This window comes from Micromonospora sp. NPDC049497, from assembly GCF_044465805.1.
Classification (GTDB): Bacteria; Actinomycetota; Actinomycetes; order Mycobacteriales; family Micromonosporaceae; genus Micromonospora.
In genome coordinates, this window is the sequence record NZ_JBITMC010000010.1 from 24,512 (window position 1) to 41,911 (window position 17,400).

The 17,400-nt window shown below is 69.7% G+C and carries 13 protein-coding genes; 10 read left to right on the forward strand and 3 right to left on the reverse strand.

Going from position 1 to position 17,400, the window contains the following annotated elements:
- Nucleotides 1-7 precede the first annotated feature (7 nt).
- Both hutU and ACIBR0_RS15730 read right to left on the reverse strand, forming a co-directional pair.
- Nucleotides 8-1,657 (reverse strand): urocanate hydratase, encoded by a 1,650-nt coding sequence (gene hutU, locus ACIBR0_RS15725; protein WP_396716113.1) that lies wholly within the window; start codon nt 1,655-1,657, stop codon nt 8-10.
- 13 nt (nt 1,658-1,670) lie between these two features.
- Nucleotides 1,671-2,522 carry a MurR/RpiR family transcriptional regulator gene (locus ACIBR0_RS15730; protein WP_396716115.1) on the reverse strand — a complete coding sequence of 284 codons (852 nt, stop codon included), beginning with the start codon at nt 2,520-2,522 and terminating at the stop codon, nt 1,671-1,673.
- 206 nt (nt 2,523-2,728) lie between these two features.
- On the opposite strand from ACIBR0_RS15730, the gene ACIBR0_RS15735 reads away from it, so the two are divergent.
- Nucleotides 2,729-4,018, forward strand: a complete 1,290-nt coding sequence (locus tag ACIBR0_RS15735) for a hypothetical protein (protein WP_396716117.1) — start codon at nt 2,729-2,731, stop codon at nt 4,016-4,018.
- 57 nt (nt 4,019-4,075) lie between these two features.
- On the opposite strand, the gene ACIBR0_RS15740 is transcribed toward ACIBR0_RS15735, so the two are convergent.
- A complete protein-coding gene (locus tag ACIBR0_RS15740; RefSeq protein WP_396716119.1) occupies nt 4,076-5,404 on the reverse strand; it encodes an acyltransferase family protein in 1,329 nt (442 codons plus the stop codon).
- 470 nt (nt 5,405-5,874) lie between these two features.
- Here ACIBR0_RS15740 and ACIBR0_RS15745 point away from each other — a divergent pair, with 470 nt between their 5' ends.
- The 9 genes from ACIBR0_RS15745 to ACIBR0_RS15785 all read left to right on the forward strand — a co-directional run bounded on the left by ACIBR0_RS15745 (nt 5,875) and on the right by ACIBR0_RS15785 (nt 17,353).
- Nucleotides 5,875-7,155, forward strand: a complete 1,281-nt coding sequence (locus ACIBR0_RS15745) for an O-antigen ligase family protein (protein WP_396716121.1) — start codon at nt 5,875-5,877, stop codon at nt 7,153-7,155.
- Nucleotides 7,142-8,581, forward strand: a complete 1,440-nt coding sequence (locus ACIBR0_RS15750; protein WP_396716122.1) for a lipopolysaccharide biosynthesis protein — start codon at nt 7,142-7,144, stop codon at nt 8,579-8,581. The genes ACIBR0_RS15745 and ACIBR0_RS15750 overlap by 14 nt, the downstream gene beginning before the upstream one ends.
- Nucleotides 8,578-9,687, forward strand: a complete 1,110-nt coding sequence (locus tag ACIBR0_RS15755) for a polysaccharide pyruvyl transferase family protein (RefSeq protein WP_396716124.1) — start codon at nt 8,578-8,580, stop codon at nt 9,685-9,687. The genes ACIBR0_RS15750 and ACIBR0_RS15755 overlap by 4 nt, the downstream gene beginning before the upstream one ends.
- Nucleotides 9,687-10,838 carry a glycosyltransferase gene (locus ACIBR0_RS15760; RefSeq protein ID WP_396716126.1) on the forward strand — a complete coding sequence of 384 codons (1,152 nt, stop codon included), beginning with the start codon at nt 9,687-9,689 and terminating at the stop codon, nt 10,836-10,838. The genes ACIBR0_RS15755 and ACIBR0_RS15760 overlap by 1 nt, the downstream gene beginning before the upstream one ends.
- Nucleotides 10,835-11,665: a glycosyltransferase family 2 protein gene (locus ACIBR0_RS15765; RefSeq protein WP_396716128.1), complete on the forward strand. Its 831-nt coding sequence runs from the start codon at nt 10,835-10,837 to the stop codon at nt 11,663-11,665. Before ACIBR0_RS15760 ends, ACIBR0_RS15765 begins: the two co-directional genes overlap by 4 nt.
- Before the next feature lie 59 nt (nt 11,666-11,724).
- Nucleotides 11,725-12,834 (forward strand): glycosyltransferase, encoded by a 1,110-nt coding sequence (locus ACIBR0_RS15770; protein ID WP_396716129.1) that lies wholly within the window; start codon nt 11,725-11,727, stop codon nt 12,832-12,834.
- A gap of 257 nt (nt 12,835-13,091) precedes the next feature.
- A complete protein-coding gene (locus ACIBR0_RS15775; RefSeq protein ID WP_396716131.1) occupies nt 13,092-15,140 on the forward strand; it encodes a S8 family serine peptidase in 2,049 nt (682 codons plus the stop codon).
- A gap of 163 nt (nt 15,141-15,303) precedes the next feature.
- Nucleotides 15,304-15,546: a glycosyltransferase gene (locus ACIBR0_RS15780; RefSeq protein ID WP_396716132.1), complete on the forward strand. Its 243-nt coding sequence runs from the start codon at nt 15,304-15,306 to the stop codon at nt 15,544-15,546.
- A gap of 328 nt (nt 15,547-15,874) precedes the next feature.
- On the forward strand, nt 15,875-17,353 hold the full coding sequence (locus ACIBR0_RS15785; RefSeq protein WP_396716134.1) for a glycosyltransferase family 39 protein: 1,479 nt from the start codon (nt 15,875-15,877) through the stop codon (nt 17,351-17,353).
- Nucleotides 17,354-17,400: the final 47 nt, after the last annotated feature.

A 17,400-nucleotide genomic window follows, 5' to 3' on the forward strand; every position in this document is an offset into this window, starting at 1 on the left:
CCCTTCCTTACGCTTCGGCCATGGGGACGCGGACGCCGGTGCGGTCGGCGACCTCGCGCGCCGCGTCGTAGCCGGCGTCGACGTGCCGGATGACGCCCATCGCCGGGTCGTTGGTGAGCACCCGCTCGATCTTCTGCCCGGCCAGGGCGGTGCCGTCGGCGACGCAGACCTGCCCGGCGTGGATCGACCGGCCGATGCCCACGCCGCCCCCGTGGTGGATGGACACCCACGACGCCCCGCTGGCGGTGTTGACCAGCGCGTTCAGCAGCGGCCAGTCGGCGATCGCGTCGGAGCCGTCGGCCATCGCCTCGGTCTCCCGGTACGGGCTGGCGACGCTGCCGCAGTCCAGGTGGTCCCGGCCGATCACGAGCGGCGCGGACAGCTCACCGGAGGCGACCATCTCGTTGAACCGCACCCCGGCCCGGTCCCGCTCGCCGTAGCCGAGCCAGCAGATGCGCGCCGGCAGGCCCTGGAAGGCGACCCGCTCGCCGGCCATCCGCATCCACCGGGCCAGCGACTCGTTCTCCGGGAACAGCTCCAGGATGGCCCGGTCGGTGGCGGCGATGTCCTTCGGGTCGCCGGAGAGGGCAGCCCACCGGAACGGGCCCTTGCCCTCGCAGAACAGCGGCCGGATGTACGCCGGCACGAAGCCGGGGAAGTCGAAGGCCCGCTCGTAGCCGGCGAGCTGGGCCTCACCACGGATCGAGTTGCCGTAGTCGAAGACCTCCGCGCCCGCGTCGAGGAAGCCCACCATCGCCTCGACCTGCTTCGCCATCGACGCCCGGGCCCGGTCGGTGAACTCGGCGGGCTTCGCCGCCGCGTAGTCCCGGGCGTCGGCCGGCTCCACCCCCTCCGGCAGGTACGACAGGGGGTCGTGCGCGCTGGTCTGGTCGGTGACGATGTCGATCTCGACGCCCCGGCGCAGCAGCTCCGGGAAGACGGTGGCCGCGTTGCCCACCACGCCGACGCTCAGCGCCCGGCGCTCTCGCCGCGCGGCGAGCACCCGGTCCACCGCGTCGTCGAGGGAGTCGGCGACCTCGTCCAGGTAGCGGTCGTGCACCCGCCGGTCCAGCCGCGTCCGGTCCACGTCCACGATCAGGCAGGCGCCGCCGTTCATGGTGACCGCGAGCGGCTGCGCCCCGCCCATCCCGCCACAGCCGCCGGTCAGGGTCAGCGTGCCGGCGAGGGTGCCGCCGAAGCGCTTCGCCGCCACGGCCGCGAACGTCTCGTACGTGCCCTGCAGGATGCCCTGGGTGCCGATGTAGATCCACGAGCCGGCGGTCATCTGCCCGTACATGGTCAGGCCGAGCTGCTCCAGGCGGCGGAACTCCGGCCAGGTGGCCCAGTCACCGACGAGGTTCGAGTTGGCCAGCAGCACCCGGGGCGCCCACTCGTGCGTACGCATCACCCCGACCGGGCGGCCGGACTGCACCAGCATCGTCTCGTCCTCGCGCAGGTCGGTCAGCGTCCGGACCAGCGCGTGGTACGACGGCCAGTCCCGCGCGGCCCTGCCGGTGCCGCCGTAGACCACCAGGTCGTCGGGGCGCTCGGCCACCTCCGGGTCGAGGTTGTTCATCAGCATCCGCAGCGCGGCCTCCTGCGGCCAGCCACGGGCGGTGCGTTCGATGCCGCGCGCCGCGCGGACGGGGTGGGTCATCTCTGGTCTCCTCCTAACCGAGGAACAACTGACGACGGGCCGCCGAGGCTTCGAACGCCTCCAGCCGGCGCTGGGTGTCGGCCGGGGTGGCGTCGCAGATCGCCTGCAGCAGCACCATGGCCAGGGTCATCGGGGCGGTGTGCAGGTCGAAGACGAGCCGCGCGCCCACGGCGGCGGGCAGCACCACGTCGGCGTGCTCGGCGGCCGGGCTGACCGGGGAGTCGGTGATCGCCACCACGGTGAGGCCGGCGGCTCGCGCCTCGTCCAACGCGTCCAGGGTCTCCCGCGGATAGCGGGGCAGCACGAAGGTGAGCAGGGCCGTCGCCCCCGCCTCGGCGGCCTGCTCCAGGCGGTCGGTGAGCAGGCTGCCGCCGTCGTCGAGCACCCGCACGTCGGGGTGCACCTTAGCGGCGAAGTACGCGAAGTACGCGGCCAGCGGCGCGGCGGCCCGCAGGCCCAGCACCGGCAAGGGCCGGCTGGCGGCGAGCAGCCGGCCGGTGTCGGCGATCCGCTCCCGGTCGGCGAGCTGACCGGCGAGCCGGTCGAGGTTGCCCATCTCGGCGCGTACCGCCTGCTGGAGTTCGTTGCCGGCGTCCGCCGGCCCGCCGGGCGCGCCGGCGGTCAGCTCACGCAGCCGGCGACGCAGCGCGGGGTAGCCGTCGTGCCCGAGCGCCACCGCGAACCGGGTGACCGACGGCTGGCTGACGCCGGCCAGCTCGGCCACCTCGGCCGCCGACAGGTACCCGACGGCCGGGGCGTGCTGGACCAGGCAGTGGGCGATGCGGCGCTGGGTGGGGGTGAGCCGGACACCCTGGAAGAGGTCCAGCACCTGCTCGGTGGGTGCCACGACAGCTCCCTCATTCATGAGGTGACTCTATGCATGAAAACTTTCACAAAGCAAGACGGTCTGTCCGCGTCGAACGGCGGGCGGCACTCCCCGGCGGGATGGGGTCGGCCGGGGCGGGCCGCGCTGGAAGCCGGTCGGTACTATCCGCACGGCGGTTCGACGGAGGAGTGCGCATGCAGCCGGAAGGCCCGTACAGGTTCACCCATACTCTGGGCGGATCTCCGGTGGGTAGGGCATGGGCCGCGATCGACGACCACGGCCGCTTCGTCACCGTAGCGGTGCTGGACGCCGCCGTGGCCGCCGCGCCGGCCTGGCGGGCCGCCTTCGCCAGTACCGCGAACTCGCTGGCGCAGGCGCCGAACGGGATGGCGTACGCGTATGCCGACTTCTCGGCCGACGCGCCCTGGGTGGCGTATCCGGCCAACGCGGGACCGGGTGCCGAGAGGCTCTTCCGGGCCCTCGGCGTGGAGTACACCCCGATCCCGGCCCCCATGTCGCCGACCTCCGCCCCGCCGCAGCCGGTCTCCGGGGTGCCGCAGTCGGTGTCCGCCCCGCCGCAGCCGGTGTCCGGGGTGCCGCAGCCGGTCTCCGGAGCGCCCGATCCGGCGTCCGGTATGGCTCATGCCCCGTGGGCGGTGCAGGCGGGCCCGATCCCCGGCCAGCCGGTGTCCGCGTCCCCGCATCCGGTCTCCGGCGCACCCGCGCCGCCCGCCCACGGCGCGTCCCCACACGGGCACCTCCCACCGCCGTTCGTGCAGACCTCGCCGGCCGGCGTGCCGTCCCAGGACGCGTTCTCGTCGCCCGCCCGCCGCATCACGCCGTCGGCCCCGCGCCAGCGCCGGACCGGCCTCTGGATCGGCATCAGCGCTCTGGTGCTGGTCCTCCTTGCCGGTGCCGGTACCTTCGCCTGGACCGGGCTCCGGCGTACGATCGAGCCGACGGCGGGCCCCTCGCCCACCGGCGTGGCCCAGTCCGGCGAATCAGGCTGGTCGCCGACGGCACCTCCGCAGCAGCCGGGCCTCGAGCCGCCACGGCCGGGGGACTGGCCGAGATGGCAGATCTTCGGCAAGGGTGACGCGGTACGCACGCTCAACCCCGATGGCCTGGGCTTCGGGTTCACCGCGCCGGCTGACTGGACGTGCGCCCCCGGCGGCAGCACCGAGGGGGAGGTCAAGTACAACTGCGGCGCCTCGATCGGGAACAACTCGGAGATCGGCGGCGAGCTGATCGTCCGTGACTGCCGTGAATGCGACGAGGAGCGCCGGGTCGCCCTGCGCAAGGCGGAGGAGGCGTGGGGGCTGCAATGGCGCAGCGGCGGGCCTTACGTCTTCCTCGCTGAGACCGTGAGATTGAACGGCCCCGACAGGTACGGCATCGTTGTGGTTGCATTCTGGCGTTCGCAGCCGGATGGTGCGATCGACCGCCAACTCGTGCTGCGAATGACCGCGCCGGCGGACTGGATGGATGTCATTCGGCGCGTGGTCAACTCCGTGCGGGACAACGCACGCTTCTGAGCAATTCAGACCGTCGGCAGGGATCCCGCCGAGGATCACCGTCGGCAGCGGTGGCGGTCACCGACCTGGGCGCTGCTGTGGGACGGGGTGACCGCCGACGGGTAGGACGGAGTCGAGGGACTCCCTCGACTCCGAGGCGGCCCGGGCCTTCTCGAAACTGCTCTTCAGCCCGTTTCTCAGCGCTCGGCCGAGCGGACGTTCGACGAACCGGTGCACGACGTAGGCCAGCAGGAGTGCCGCGCCGACGACGCCGCCCAGCAGCAGCCACGGGGGTACGTCGTCGCGCAGATGACGGATGACGGTGCGCCCGTTGGCGGAGTGGAGCAGATAGAGCGGATAGGTGAGCGCGCCGATCGTCACCAGGCCTCGCCACTGGACCTTCGCGAACCACCCGAGCGCGATACCGGTCATCAGGAGGTAGAAGAGGGCGACCAGGAGCAGTGACACCTTCCACGACATCGGCAGGCCGGCCTTCACGAGCGGGGCGACCCGCAGATCCAGCATCACGGCGTTGACCGCGAACGAGAAGGCCACAATGCACCAGAGCAGCAGACTGTGTCCGAACCGGTGGATGAGGTAGAGCGCCATCCCCGCGACGAAGTACGACGCGAACCGCGGTTCGACCACCATCGTCAGGAGCTTGGAGTCGGCGCTCTGCGCGAAGAGCGCGAGCGTCGTCCAGATCATGCAGAACATCAGGACCCGGCGGTACGTGACGCCGAAGGCGACCACGATCAGGAACAGCAGGTAGAACTTCAGTTCGATCAGCAGGGTCCAGTACGGCTCGTCGATGTTGTTCACCTGCAGCAGGTTCTGCACCATGGTGAGGTTGCCGATGATCTGCGGCAGGTTGGGCGGCGTCTCTCCCGGCAGTGGCCACAACACGAGGACCGACGCGGTCAGGACGACCGCGAACAGGTAGGCCGGCATCAGTCGCGTCACGCGCGAGATGAAGAAGTCGCCCAGGGGCCGACCCCACGAACTCATGCAGATGACGAAGCCGCTGATCATGAAAAAGAGTTCGACGCCCAGCCACCCGTAACTGGCGGCCTGCCGGAGCGGCGCACCGAACAGGTCCGCCGTGTTGGCCGACCAGGATTCCCTGGCGTCGGCGAACAGGAGGTGGTACGCGACGACGCTCATCGCCGCGATGAACCGCAGCAGGTCCAGCACGTAGAGGCGCGGCGCGCGCGCGGTGGTCGGTGGGGTTGGCCGATCGCGCTCGGTAAGAGTCGGGATCTCGACCGTCTGATCCGCGGACGCCGAGCGGTGTGCGTGGGTGAGGTTCATGTTGACGCCCTGGCGAGAGAGGTGATCGGCGAACGTAGGATACGTATCGGCACGTGCTCGCCGACCGCAGGATCCGGTGTCGGCGATATGCGGCAAGCCGCAATTCGGCCATTCCAGTCAGGAATGTGCGGACACCACCGGAGCCCACTCATTGCGCATCGCGTGCTACGCAGGGTGCGGTTGGCGGTGCCGATCGGGAGTCCGTGGGCGGCGGCCGGGACCTGTGGGTCGTCGCTGACGCCACCTCTATGATGAGCGCGCGAAGCACCGCTTCGGCCAGGACCGATGCGTCATCGGGTCTGGATTCCTCCGCCCTCGAGGCGTGAGCGAGAACCCGCACGACGGCACGACCAGCGCAGCCGTGGCAGCGACTGGCCGACCAGGGCTGATACGGAGATGTCATGTTCACCGGTACGGCCTACGGTCATCCCCAAGGTGATCCACGCCATGCCCCGGCAACATGGCTCGACAGCGGGCAGGGGCCGGTTCGGACACCTGTCGACCCGGCTGCCGACCCCGGCGGCGAGAGCCGACTCCGTGGTCAGGGCCGCCATCGGGCCCCGAGCGTGGTTGTCCGGCTGACCGAGGTCGGCCGGACGGTCGCCCGGGGTCTGCGGTCCGACCCGGATCAGCGCATCGTCGCCGCACTGGCGCTCGTGGTGGCGACGCTCGGACTGGTGCCGGTCGCCCTCGTACCCGCCGATGTCGTCATCTACGCCGGTGTGACGACCGGAACGCCGACGCTGTACTCGTACACCATCTCGATCGCTGTGGCGTTGGTGCTGGTGGCGCTGCACACGCCTCGTCGACTCGTCCGCGCACTTCTCCTGTGGGTGCCGTTTCTCGGCTGGGTGGCCCTGTTCGCCGTGCTCTCCTGGGACGCGTCCCTGCGTACCCTGAGCGGCATCCTGCACTTCTGCCTGGCGGCGACGGTGTTCGCCATCGGTGCAGCGGCCGAACGTGCGGACCGCCGCCACTCGATCCTGCTCTGGGCCTTCGCGGTCGTGGCGTGGCTCCAGCTCTTCGCGATCACCGCAGCGGTCCTCGGTTTTCCGCTGCGCCGCGTTTCCGGCCAACAGGCGCTCGACGTGCTCGGGCGTGCCACCGGCCTGACGAGCCATCCGGGGGAACTGGCGAAGCTGTTGTTCTTCTGCGGTCTGTGCGCGCTGACCCTGCCGCAGCGGACGGTGCGGGAACGATGGGTGGCCTGGACGACGCTCGGTGTCGTCCTCCTCGGCGTGTCCCTCACGCAGAGTCGTACGGTCCTCGCCGCCGTGGTCTCCGTGATCCTCGTCTTCATGCTGCTCGAGCTGATGACCGGGCGGTGGCAGAAGAGGTACTTCGTGGTCCTCGGTCTCACCGGCGTGCTCGGCGTGGCATCGCTACCGTGGCTGATCGAGCGATTCCTGGCGGACCCCGGTGGGGGATCCCGTCAACACCTCCTCACGGTCGCGTGGGACGTGATCCGCGCACATCCCTGGGCCGGAGTGGGACCGAACAGCTACGTCGCCGTCGCCGGCGCCTCGGACCCACTCACCGCGAGCGGTGTGCCTGTGCACAACGTGTTACTGCTGAGCGCCGCGGAGGTGGGCATCCTCGGCGCGTTGCTCCTCTGGCTGCCGTTCGTACGGACCGCGACGACGGCCACCCGTTCCGTCTTCCGTTCGCGGACCTCGGAACTGGCCCCCAGGGTTCTGGTCAGCGCGCTGCCGGGTCTCCTCCTCATCGGAATGACGGGCTGGGGACTGTTGCAGGGCCCCTACTTCCTGATGCTGGCGCTCGTCTCCGGCTATTTCGGTGCCCGGACGCGGTCTTCGGCAGGTGTGCGCGGCGATGGTCGCGACTGAGACCAGGGCGCCGGCGGGACGGCGCACGTCTCTGACGGTCGTGTCGGGGCTGCTGGGGCTCTCCACCCTGGCCACGCGGATGACAACCCTGGTGGTCATGGCGTTCCTGACCAGGGGCGCCGGCATCGAGGCCGTCGGCTTCTACGGGATGGCCACGCTCACCGCGTCGTTCACCGCCGCCGCGCTCTCCCTCGGCCTACCGACCTACCTGACCAGGGAGGCCGCCGCGGGGACGGTTTCGCCCCCCGTGGTCGCCCGGATCCATGGCGGCCGTCTCGCCGTGCTGATGGCGGCCGCCGCCGTCGCGTACGTGCTGATCGGCGTGCTTCTTCCCGGGGAAGCGCAGCTCGCCTTCTTCCTGATCTTCGTCGCCAGCCTTCTCGAACAGTGGAACGAGACGGCGTGGGTCCTCATCCGAGGCACGCGTTCGGCCTGGGCCGAACCGCTGACGAACACGTCCACCGGCCTCCTGCTCGTCGGCGCGTGCGCGATCGACGTGTGGCTGATGAACGGGCTGACCCTCGGTGACGCTGCGGTCTACTTCCTGACGGCGTCCGTCCTCCGGTCGACTGCCGCGGTTCTCGTCGTGCGAATCCTGCCGTCACTCCGTGAATCCCGAGGTGCCCGCTCGGCCCACCACATCAGGCTGGCGCTGCCGTACTTCGCCTCCGACCTCCTCGGTCTCTTCTACTTCCGCGGCGACGTCCTCGTACTCGCGTTCTTCGTCACCGCTGCGGAAGTCGGAGAATACGTCTCGGCAGCGGCGATCATCGGACCGGCGGTCCAGGTCGCGGCGTCGATGGGCGTCGGCGCCCTTGCCTATGCCGCGCCGCGGCGGGCCTCCGGGACCGCCCAGGCGAACGACCCGGTCACGGTCTTTCAGTTCTTCGGGCTCGCCGGCCAGGGCGCCGCCGGCGTCATCTTCATCGGTCTTCCGATCGGGACCGCCGTGCTGTTCGGTGACCAGGCGGGCAACATCCCTGAGCTCGCGATGGTGCTCACCCTCTTCCTCGCACTGCGATTCGCCAACTTTGGTCTGTCCGCCATCCTGCTGGCCCGGGGCCGCGCCGCCAGCCGGTTGGTGGTGCTGGTGCTGAGCATCTGCGGAAGCGTCGGACTGAACATCGCACTCGACCCCAGGTACGGCGCCTACGGTGCCGCCTGCGCCATGGTGCTGAACGAGCTCGTCGTGGCCGGGTCGCTGCTGTGGTTCCTGCGGATCAGAGAGCTGGTGTGGCCGGTCCTCATCACGTTCGGATGTGTGGCGGCGGCGGCATGGGCGCTCGCCGGACTGCTGACGGTGATGGAACCGGCCTCGGCGTCCGTCACCATCGGCGGCATCATCCTTGCTCTGGCGACCGCCAGACTTGTGGCACAACGACGGGCCGCAGGCCACCTGCCGGCCGCAACGACGGAGGACATGTGAGGGTCGGAATAGTCGGGTGGTTCGGATCGGACAATCTCGGAGACGAGATCCTTCTCCACTCGCTCATCACCTGCGTCCGCGCGGTCAAGGAGAACGCCTCGTTCGTGGTCTTCTCCCCGAACCCCGAGCGGGTCGCCGAACTCCACGGTGTGCAGGCGGAGCACATGCCCGTCCTGCGGGCTCGTGGTGCCTCCGAGCGTCAGGTGGCGGTGCAGCGCGCGATCAAGTCGTGCGACCTGCTTCTCCTCGGCCCAGGAACGATCTTCCAGGAGCGGTCCCCCAACCTGTCCTGGCCCGGCACCCTGCCGATGTTCGGCAGGATCATCGCGATGGCCAAGGTGGCGGGAACGCCCGTCGCCACCGTCGGTGTCGGCGTGCGGGAGGGAGGAACGGCGTTCGGCCGTCAGGTGCTTCGTCTCATCGGCGCCTCCTGCGTGGCGGTGGGTGTGCGCGACGAACGAACCGCGTCGCACTTCGGCTCCGGGGCGGAGGTCATCGGCGACATGGCGTACACCCTGCCGTTGCCCGACCTGGAGCGGATCGATGCCGGCCGCCGCTTCGCGCTGTCGATGCGACCGCTCGCGCCGGACCTTGAGAGTTCACTGGTGGCGGCGACCTCCGGATGTGTCGCCCGGCTTCGTCAGGACGGATGGTCGGGCACGTTCCTCCCGATGGCCTTCGGCCGGGGAGCGCACGGCGAGGACGACCGCGTCATCTACGAGCGCGACTTCCGCGACCTGCTGGACCTGGACTCGACCCCGTTGGACGGCAGCCGTCCTCTCGCCGGGGCCCTGCGCGACTGGTTGCAGTCGCTCGGGACGAATCAACTCGTCCTCGGCACCCGCCTGCACGCCGCGCTCCTGGCCGTGGCGATCGGCGTTCCGACGGTGGCCATCGCCTACGAGCGAAAGGTCCATGACGCCTTCGTCGACCTGGGGCTCCGCGAGTACCTGGTGCCACCGGACGTCGATGCCGAGACGCTCTACCGCACGGCGACCGCGGCTGCCGCGGCGACCGAGCAGTTCCGGGAGGCCGCCCAGCGGGTCGCGGCCCAGGGACGAGTCGCGCAGGGGTTCGTCACGACGCTTCTGAAGCGGCTGGGCTGATGCGCGTCCTCCTGCTCACCCCGTTCGCGCCGAACGCGCACCACTACCACGCCGCGGCCGACACGATCGTGCAGCTCACACCGCGGCTGGCTGAACAGGTCGACCTCTTCGTGTACTCGCCGGAGAACACCGCGGTATCCGAGCGGGACGATCTGAAGTACACCCTGTTGCCCGCCACGGTCACCGCTCGTCCGAGCCACCGGGACCGTTTCCGGCTCGAACCGGCATGGCTGCGCCAAGCCTGGCCCCGAGAAGCGACCCGAGAGGCCGCTGAACTCATCCGCCGCATCCGGCCCGATGTCGTCCACTCGGAGTACCTGCAGTCCGCCGAGGTCGTCGGGATCAGCCCCGCGTCGGTGCTGGGCCTGCACGACATCACCGAGAAGGTGATGCTGGAGTCGTACCGGGCGTCGTCCGGTCTGGAACGGCCGTACCGTCTCGCCGAGTTGCTTCGGACGCGACGGTTCGAACGCGCGGCGATCCGGCAGGCGGCTGCCGTCATCACGCTGTCCGACGCCGACTTCGCGGTCGCCGCGGCACACAACTCCAACACCGTGCTCGCCCGGCCGGGGGTGCACATCGGTGACCGGTCCTGGTCGCCGCCGCCGACGACGGAGCGACCGCGACTGGTGTTCGCCGGGGCGATGTGGCGACGAGCGAACGCCCTCGTCGCTCAGTTCCTTGCGCGCGAGGTGATGCCGCTGGTGTGGCAGGGCCTGCCGCAGGCGGAACTCAGGATCGTCGGGGCGGAGCCGTCCGCCGAGGTGGTCGGCCTCGGCGAGAGCGACGGCCGGGTGGTGGTGACCGGTGCGGTGCCCGACCTCCGGTCCGAGATGCTCGACGCCCACGCCGTCGTCGTACCGTCGATCGTCGGCGGCGGAGTGCTGATGAAGGTGGCGCACGCCATGGCCCTCGGCTGTCCCGTCATCACGTCGAGCGGACCGGCCGAGTCGGTGCGCGGTGACGCCTCGATGCTGTACACCGCGTCGACGGCCGACGAGATCGCGGCGGCCGTTCGGGCCGCAGTCGAATCACCCGAGGACGCCGCGCAGCGCGGACGGCGTGCCCGCGCACACATCGAGCGGACGTTCCGTTGGGACGACACCGTCCGCTCGTACCTCGACGCCTACGGAATTGCGAGTCGGCAGTGAAAATCGCAGCGATCATCGTCTCCTACAACTCCGCCCGAGAGCTTCCCCTGAGTCTGGGCTGCCTGGGCGCCCTGCCGGTGGACCATGTCGTGGTCGTGGACAACTCCTCCACGGACGACAGCGTCGAGGTCGCGAAGTCCTTCGGGTACCCCGTCATCTCGCTGCCGAACGTCGGCTTCGGCAAGGCGATCAACGCCGCGGCGGACACCCTCCCCGACGCTGACGCCTACTTCCTTCTCAACCCCGACTGCCACATCACCCCCGAGTCCTTCACGCACCTCGTGGAGGCCCTGCGGGTCGACTCGAAGCTGGGGGTGGTCGCGCCGCTCATGCGCTACCCCGACGGGCGTTTCGGGATCTCGGCGGGGCCTGAGCCGAGCATCGCGAAGGAATGGCTGGCGGCGCTGAAGGTCGACCATCTCGTGCCGAGGCGCCTGAAGCAGTATCTGGCTCGCGCGACACCCTTGCGCAAGAAGTTCCAGATGCTCGAGTATCTCGACGTCGAGCCGACCGGCGAGGTGCGCCAGGCTGCCTGGGTGAGTGGCTTCTGCATGCTCGTACGAGGTGATGCCTTCCGCTCCATCGGTGGGTTCGACCCTGGCTTCTTCCTCTACTTCGAGGACGTCGACCTGTGCACGCGGCTGCACGCCGCCGGCTGGGGCGTCGCGTCGGTCGGGACGAGCGTCGCCGAACACAAGGAGAGCACCAGCACCGCCGCGGTCGGTAAGAACAACCTGTACCGGTCCGGCATGTACGTCTATTTCTCGAAACATGGCACGCGGGGTCAGCGACTCCTCGCGTCAGCCCTGAGGAGGCTGCCGATTTGAAGATTCTATTCGTAGCGCCATGGATCCCGGCATCGGTTCGTCCGCGCAGCCTTGTGATCATGGAGATGCTCGCCGCCGAGCATGATGTCCGCTTCCTGGGGCTGGTACACGACGAGGAAGAGGCGCGGCTGGCGGAGCTGCTGCCGGTCGAGCACCGCACCCTCATCCCCAACCCGCGGGTCGGTTCCATGCTGCGCTCCGCGCGAGCACTTGGCGCCGGGGTCTCGTTGCAGACGGGGTATGCGAGCCCGAAGGCGCTCACCGACGCGCTACGGCGGGAGTTGGACGACTTCCAGCCGGACGTCGTGCACCTCAACGTCTTCCGTACCGTGCACCTGGTCGAGGCCTGTGGCTCGACGCCGGTCATCATCGACCTGGACGAGTTCCGCAGCGAGTACTACGAGCAACTGGCCTCGCACGGGCCCAGCCCCGCGTGGCGAGCGTTGGGTCGCCTGGAGGCGCCCCGGATGCGGGCCCGCGAGGAGAAGCTGGTCAGCATGGGGGTTCCCCTGATGCTCTCCGCTCCGTCGCTGCCCGGCCAGGAGCGGCCCAACACCTTCCTGGTCAGAAGCCCCTGCGACTTCTCCGTCCAGCGGCAGGAGGGCCCGATCGCACCGACGGTCCTGTTCGTCGGTCGGCTCAGCTACGAGGCGAACGTCAACGGCCTCATGTGGTTCGCGCGCGAGTGCTGGCAGGGTATTCGCGACGCCGTCCCGGACGCCCGGCTCCGGATCGTCGGCACGGACCCGCCCAAGGCGGTCCAGGAACTGGTCGGAAACGGCATCGAGCTCCACGCCAACGCCCCCGCGGTCGAGCCGTACTACGCGGATGCTGCCGTCGCCATCGCGCCGATCTTCCGGGGCACCGGCGTCCAGCTGAAGCTCATCCAGGCGATGTCGGCTGGAGTTCCCAGCGTGACGACGAGCATGGTGGCCGACCGTGCGGGTGTGGCGGACGGTGTCCACGTCCGCGTCGCCGACGACAGGGCCGGCTGGATCGCGGCGGTCAGCGGGCTGCTGTCCGCGCCGGAGACCGCCGCGCGACTCGCCGCCAACGGACGGGAGTGGGTCGTGGCACATCACAGCTCCGCGGCGGTCCGCCGGCAGTTGCAGGCGGCGTACACCTCGGTCTCCACGGAAGCAGAGATGGACGCCGCACCCGGCCGGTGAGCCGACTCGGCAGACGTCGGACAACGGTGCTGCGCGCCGGCGGGCCCTGACCCGCCGGCGCGCAGTGTCAGCCGGCCGCGACCGAGCGGTGAGGCGGGCCGCCCGCTTGAGTGGCCGATGTCGCTGTCTCGTCGTCAATTGGCCCGAACGGCTGAGCCCTCGGTCGCCCTCATCGGCGAGGATGGGCTGCGCTTTGCCGAGAGGCAACGCCGTTCACGTCGACTGTGGACGCTCACGTATCCCACGGGGAGTTGCACGTGTTCCAAGTTCGCCGAGGTGGCCGGTCGGTCGTGGCCGGGCTCGCCCTCGCCGCGGTCGCGGCCGCCGCAAGCATGTTCGGCACGGGTGCCGCGTACGCCGGCCCGCCGGACGACAAGAGGGTTCCGGGGATCCTGGGGGCCGCCGACAAGGGCGCCATCAAGGACAGTTACATCGTGGTGTTCAAGGACACCAAGGCGACGCCGGCCGAGGTCGGTGCCAGCGCCACGGCTCTCACCAAGCGGTACGGCGGCGCCGTGTCGCGCACGTACACGCGGACGATCCGGGGCTTCTCCGCCCGGATGAGTGAGGCGCAGGCCAAGAGGCTGGCCGCCAGCCCCGAGGTGGCGTACGTCGAGCAGAACCGGAAGGTGTCGAAGAGCGACACCCAGCTGAACACGCCATCGTGGGGGCTGGACCGGCTGGACCAGATCTTCGCGCCGCTGAACAACCGGTACACGTATCCGAACACGGCCAGCAACGTGCACGCGTACGTCCTGGACAGTGGCATCCGCGTCACGCACCAGGAGTTCGGTGGGCGTGCCAGCCACGGCTACGACTTCATCGACAACGACCCGATCGCGGACGACTGCGACGGGCACGGCACGCACGTCGCCGGCACCATCGGCGGCACCAACTACGGCGTGGCCAAGGCCGTCCAGCTGGTGGGCGTGCGGGTGCTCGACTGCACCGGCAGCGGCTCGTACGAGGGCGTCATCGCCGGCATCGAGTGGGTGACCGCGAACGCGGTCAAGCCGGCGGTGGCGAACATGAGCCTCGGCGGTGGGTCCAGCGCCGTGGTCGACGCGGCGGTGGAGGCCTCCATCGCCTCCGGCGTCACGTACGCGGTCGCCGCTGGCAACAGCGCGGAAGACGCCTGCCTGTACTCGCCGGCGGGCGCCCCCTTGGCGATCACCGTGGGCGCCACGGACGAGGTCGACTTCCGCGCGTCGTTCTCCAACTTCGGGACCTGCGTGGACGTCCACGCCCCGGGGCACCACATCCCGTCGTCGGTGGCGACCAGCGACACCGCGATCGACAAGTACAGCGGCACGTCGATGGCCAGCCCGCACGTCGCCGGCGCCGCCGCGCTGCTGCTGTCGGCGAACCCGGCCTGGACGCCGACGCAGGTGCGCAACGTCATCGTCTACGGCGGCACCCGACGGGTCGTGCGGAACACGGCCGCCTGGAACACCAGCGACGTGATGCTGCGTATCGGCACCACCGCCGTGCCGCAGGTCACCGGCCTGCGGTCCCTGACCAACGGCAAGAACGTCTCGGTCGGTCCCGGCGGCACCCTGCCGCTGACCCCGACCCAGCCGATGAACCAGATGGGCGACTCGGAGAAGTTCACCGTGGTCGACGCCGGCAGCGGCTACATCGCGTTCGGGTCCTGGGCCAGCGGCAAGTACGTCACCGCCACCTCCGGCGGCACCAGCGCGCTGTACGCCAACAGCAGCACCATCACCGACGCCCAGCGCTTCCAGGTCGTCATGAACGGCGACGGCACCGTCAGCCTGATCGCCAAGATCAACGGCAAGTACGTCACCGCCCCGTCCAACGGCACCGTGCCACTCATCAACAACGCCACCACCATCGGCGGACCCGAGAAGTTCATCTGGGCCTCACCCTCCGCGGTGGTCGTGCTCCGCGCGGCCGTCAACGGCAAGTTCGTCACGGCGGCGGAGGCCGGCAGGAGCGCCCTGATCGCCAACTCCACCGTGACCACGGACTGGCAGAAGTTCGACATGCTCGACATGGGCGGCGACGCCGTCGCGCTGCGGTCCCACGTCAACCGGCGCTACGTCACCGCTCCCTCGGGCGGCACCCAGCCGCTCATCGCCAGCGCCACCGCGATCGGCACGGCGGAGTCGTTCTACCTCTACCACTGGGGTGACGGCAGCCTGGTGTTCCAGTCGCAGACCAACTACAACCTGGTGCAGGCACCGAACAGCGGCAACTCGCCGCTGATCGCCAACTTCGATCCGTTCGCGAACGCGCCGGGCCCCTCGACGATGTTCACCTACGAGGTTCTGAAGGTCGGCTGAGCACCAGCGCCTGAGCCGGCGTCCTGGACGCGGCAGGTTCAGTGGGCCGCCGAGACACGCGCGATGCGCGTCTCGGCGGCCCACCCGCGTCATGGCTCGGATCGGCCACCGGCAGCGAGGGCTCCGACTCCGACAGGTCCCCCCAGCCGGCGGAGCAAGGCGGATGCGGCCGACCGTGCGGGTGTGGCCGACAGTGTTCACGTCCGCGTCGCCGATGAGGAGGGCCGGCTGGATCGCGGCGGTCAGCGGGCTGCTGTCCGCGCCGGAGACCGCCGCGCGACTCGCCGCCAACGGTCGGGAGTGGGTCGTGGCGCATCACAGTTCTGCGGCGGTCCGCCGGCAGTTGCTGGCGGCGTGCACCTCGGTCTCCACGCGAGCGGAGATGGACGCCGCACCCGGCCGGTGAGCCTACTCAGGAGGTGCTGAGTCTGGACCACGGTGCTGCGCTGCCAGCGGCCCGAAACCCGCTGGCCCGCTCATCGGGCCGGACAAAACAATCGTGGCCCTGATTCTCCCCCTTTTACCGACGCGATCGACACGCCGAGTTTCCCTGAACCCAAGGCTTCTAGTAATGGGCAAACCAGTAGTCAACCAGTTACCCAAGGCGCTTTGGGCCCGCTGCGGACCAACGCCGTTGCTAGCGCGGCGGGCAGGACCGTCGACACCACCCCAGGCGGTAAGAAAAACGCGAGGGCGTTCGCTATTCTCCTTGCCACGCGGGGAAGGAGAACCTGGTGAACGTCAGGAAGAGCGTACCCTTGGGCGTCGGATTCGCCCTTATGTTGGTGGTCGCTGGCTATTCGCTGACCAGTGTCCCGCTCGACTGGGACGAGGGCGCCACGCTCTCCGCCGCGACTCGGTCGCCCGGCGAGCTCTTCCAGTTGGCCAGCTACAAGGACGCGGTGATCACCCCCTTCTACCTGGTGCTCCTGGGACTGGTCGCGATCTTTGGCGAGTCCGATGTGGTCCTGCGCCTGCCCTCGCTTCTGGCGATGGCGCTCGGCGCCGGGGTGACCGCCGAACTGGGCCGCCGGGTCGCCGGACAGGCAGCCGGAATCGTCGCCGGCGCCATCTGCTCGGTGATACCCAGCCTGGTTTTCTTCGCCCACACGGCCAGGCCCTACGCGTTCGCGTTTCTTTTCGCGACACTTTCATCCCTGCTGCTGCTCACCGCCGTGCGGATCCCCACCGCGTGGCGTTGGGCGGGATATGGCCTTTGCCTGGCTCTCACCGGGATTTTTCATCTGGTCGCGCTCTCCGTGGTGGCCGCGCATGTGGTGATTCTGGCAATGGCGTGGCGGAAAGAGCGTGATCGCCGACTCTGGCGGGCGCTTCCGGCGATAGGTGCCGCGCTGGTGGTCGTCGCACCGCTCATATGGTTGGGCAGGGGCCAGCATCATTCCCAGCTTCACTGGGTGCAGACACCGACCTGGAAGACGATCGTCACGCTGCCCGGCGATGTCGCATTCAGCCCGGCCGTGGGGTATCTGCTGTTGCTGCTCGCTGTCAGCGCCTTCGTCGCTCTGCCGACCCGTAGCTACGCCGAGCTTGTCGCCCTCATCACGGTGCCGGTCGCCGCGGTCATCGGGGTTTCGCTGTTCGTTCCGGTGTGGGTGCCGCGTTATGGCATCTTCCTCCTCGCGCCTCTTGCGGTGCTGGCCGCCGCCGCCATCACCACTGTCCGGGTGCGGGCGGTCAACGTGTTGCCGCGGCTCGTGCGCGCCGTGGCGATCGTGGGAGTGCTCGTGTACCTCTCGCTGCCCGCGCAGGAGTCGGTGCGGCAGACGCACAACGCGCCGGACACCCGCAGCATGGCTTCTGCCATCCATGAGAACGCGGCCACCGGTGATGTCGTCGTCTACACGGACTTCGCCTGGTCGATGCGGCCGACTCTCGCGCATTACCTGAACGAGTTGGAGTGGGCGCACACCGTCCAGCCACCGGACATTCTGATGAAGCAGACGGCGGCTACCACCGGGACGCTGGAGGCGGCCGAGTTCATCGATATCCAGGGACGGCTGGCCAACGCCCGCCGGATCTGGCTCATCGGTCCGGCCGCAGGTGTCTACGGAACGCCGAGTGACCCGCTGGCCGCGCCCGGCTGGAAGATCAAGTACCTCGGGCAGCGTTACGAGGTGCGGCAGACCTATACGTTCCAGACCGGGCGAGCGGTACTGCTCGTGGCGCGAAGCGAGTCGACCGGCCCTGCGTGAGCCGTCGACCATGAGGCGGCAGCAAGCCCGGGGTTCGGCCGTGTCTT

Coding starts and splice junctions, on each gene's coding strand:
- hutU (WP_396716113.1), bottom strand. CDS start 1,657: ATGACCCACCCCGTCCGCGCGGCGCGCGGCATCGAACGCACCGCCCGT.
- ACIBR0_RS15730 (WP_396716115.1), bottom strand. CDS start 2,522: ATGAATGAGGGAGCTGTCGTGGCACCCACCGAGCAGGTGCTGGACCTC.
- ACIBR0_RS15750 (WP_396716122.1), top strand. CDS start 7,142: ATGGTCGCGACTGAGACCAGGGCGCCGGCGGGACGGCGCACGTCTCTG.
- ACIBR0_RS15760 (WP_396716126.1), top strand. CDS start 9,687: ATGCGCGTCCTCCTGCTCACCCCGTTCGCGCCGAACGCGCACCACTAC.
- ACIBR0_RS15770 (WP_396716129.1), top strand. CDS start 11,725: ATGGAGATGCTCGCCGCCGAGCATGATGTCCGCTTCCTGGGGCTGGTA.
- ACIBR0_RS15780 (WP_396716132.1), top strand. CDS start 15,304: ATGCGGCCGACCGTGCGGGTGTGGCCGACAGTGTTCACGTCCGCGTCG.